General features: G+C 65.7%; 3 protein-coding genes. All 3 read left to right on the top strand.

From position 1 onward, the window contains the following. Positions 1-133: 133 nt before the first annotated feature. On the top strand, positions 134-793 hold the full coding sequence (locus tag ACESMY_RS23625) for a hypothetical protein (protein WP_372787090.1): 660 nt from the start codon (positions 134-136) through the stop codon (positions 791-793). Positions 794-851: 58 nt separating this feature from the next. After that, positions 852-1,490, top strand: a complete 639-nt coding sequence (locus ACESMY_RS23620; protein WP_372787089.1) for a siphovirus Gp157 family protein — start codon at positions 852-854, stop codon at positions 1,488-1,490. Between the two features lie 4 nt (positions 1,491-1,494). Next, the coding region (gene bet, locus ACESMY_RS23615; protein ID WP_372787088.1) for a phage recombination protein Bet at positions 1,495-2,352 on the top strand (858 nt) is incomplete at its 3' end.

The following is a 2,352-nucleotide window of genomic DNA, read 5'->3' as shown; positions in this document are numbered from 1 at the left end:
GGTCCTGCAACTATCTCGAGGGCCGAGCGTCCAAAGCCGAGTTGATCGAACAGCTATGTGAATCGGTTGATGACGCTCTGGGGCGGGGCGGGCTGGTGGTCCGCGCTCAAGCCCGCATCGACGGGGCGCGCTGATGTCCCGCATACGTGTTGACTCCCGGCCCAGCATCATCGTGCGACCGCACTTGGCCAGAGTGGCGACCCTGGCCGAGGTTGAGGATGTAGCCAACGCCGTCGCCGACTTGGTCCGCGTCAGCGTCTTGCCGCAACTTTGGCAAGTTCCCGGCCTGCATTCCGACCAGTGCGCCATCGAAATCACAATGGAAGACGACTTCCGATGCAGGCATTGCAACAGCTTCTGGACAGGGAAGTCCAGGGACTTCAATTGCGGCTGCTGCGGCCAGGACGCGGCCAACGATCCGGAGCGATTGGCAGCGGTCCGCGAGACCGCCCACGATTTGCACGGCGTCGCCTTCTACTCGAAAGGCGAGAACGGCCAGCGCAGCGAGGTCCCGATCTCGTGGCCGAACACCTTGTCTACAATGGCGATCAATTGGCTTGACGCGGGGCGCCCGGACGCTTGGGCATCGCTATTGCTCTTCGGCATCAAGCGGGTTCGCGATGGCGAATGGCGCTCGCTCAGGAAACCCCTCTCCCCGTCAGTAATGGCCTTCACCGGCCTGCTCGATGGCGTCCGCGACCGGCGTCCGGATGACCTCGCCTGCGCACTGCTGGAGCTCATGGACGATATGGGCCTCCTAACCGCGAACGCCGGCGCGAGTGACGCGCTATGAGCGCCCACGAGCGCGTCGGGCGCGCGCCCATTGAACTCACGGCATGTTGGAGGGTCCGATGACCGATGCTGCAGAGGTTTCAGACGCTCGGGACAAGCCCGCCAAAGGCAGGATCGGGTTCGAGCTGGACCCGGTCAAGGCGGCGCGCGCCGCGCTGGCTGTGAGGGAGTCGATCGCCGCGGTCACCACGGACGATGATGAGCTTCTGACCGACATGATCGAAGGCGAGACTGATCTGTTCGAGATCATCGACCGGCTGGTTGCCCGGCGCGCGGAGAACATGGCGCTCGCCGCCGGCGCCGCCCAGCACATTGAGACGATGCGCGGCCGCCGCGAGCGGTTCGAGAGGCTTGCGGAACAAGACCGGACGTTGATCACCCAGGCGATGGTGATCGCCGAGCTGCCGTCGGTAAGGCGACCGGTCGCCACACTGAGCCTCTCGGCGCGCGCTGCAAAACTGGTCATCGACGACGAAGCGGCTATCCCGTCGAGCTTCTGGAAAGCCGGCGATCCGAAGCTCGACAAGGTCGCCCTGGCCGAGGCGGTCAAGGCGAGCGCGACTGCGCGCGCCGAGGCGATCGCCGCGCTGCCGGAGGATCTCGCAGCCCGCGACGAGGCGATAGCGGGCCTGCCGCCGGAAATTCCCGGCGCGCACCTCGAAGCCGCCCCTCCAAGCCTCACCATTCGGGAGCGCTGAGCCCATGAACGCGGTCACCCCTATCCGGCCTGGCGCCAACTACACGGCCGAACAGATGCGGCTCATCCACCGCACGGTCGCCAAGGACTGCGACAACGATGAGTTCGATCTGTTCATGACCATCGCCAGGCACACCGGACTCGACCCATTCCGTAAGCAGATCCACGCCTTGGTCTTCAACAAGGACACGAGGGGCAAGCGCCGGATGGTGACCATAGTCGGCATCGACGGGATGCGGGCGATCGCGGCGCGCAGCGGCCGCTACCGGCCCGACGAGAAAGAACCGGTCTACACCTACGATCCTGACCTGAAGGGCTCGCTCAACCCGCTTGGCTTGGTCAAGGCCGCCCTCAAGATCTACATGCAGGACGAAGGCGTAAGCGGCCGTTGGCGGCCGGTATCCGGCGTCGCCTACTGGGACGAGTTCGCTCCGATCAAGGACGAGTGGGGCGAGGACGAGCGTGGGAAATGGGTCCCCACGGGCGCCCAGACCCTCGAAGGCAGCTGGGTCAAGATGGGCCGGGTGATGGCCGCCAAATGCGCCGAGGCTCAGGCTCTGCGCAAGGCGTTCCCGGAAGACCTGTCATCCGTTTACGAGCGCGCCGAGCTCGACCAGGCGTTGGCCCGAGACGTCTCGCCGAGCCAATTGGTGCGGCAGGCCAACGTGACGGAGCGGCTGCGCCTGATTGGCGGCAAAGACGCCATCCTGTTCCAACTCGCTCCGGCCGCACCGCTGGCGAACGTCCCCATGGGCCTGATCGCCGACAAGGCCCTGGAGATCGTCCGCGACTACCAGTCGCCGGCGCAGCTGGACTGGTTCGAAAGCACCAACCGCGAGGCGCTGCGGGACTTTTGGGCGCGA

Source organism: Phenylobacterium sp. (genome assembly GCF_041691455.1).
In the GTDB taxonomy this organism is placed as follows: domain Bacteria; phylum Pseudomonadota; class Alphaproteobacteria; order Caulobacterales; family Caulobacteraceae; genus Phenylobacterium.
Note: the sequence above shows the minus strand (reverse complement) of the source record. Positions and strands in the feature narration are given on the sequence as shown.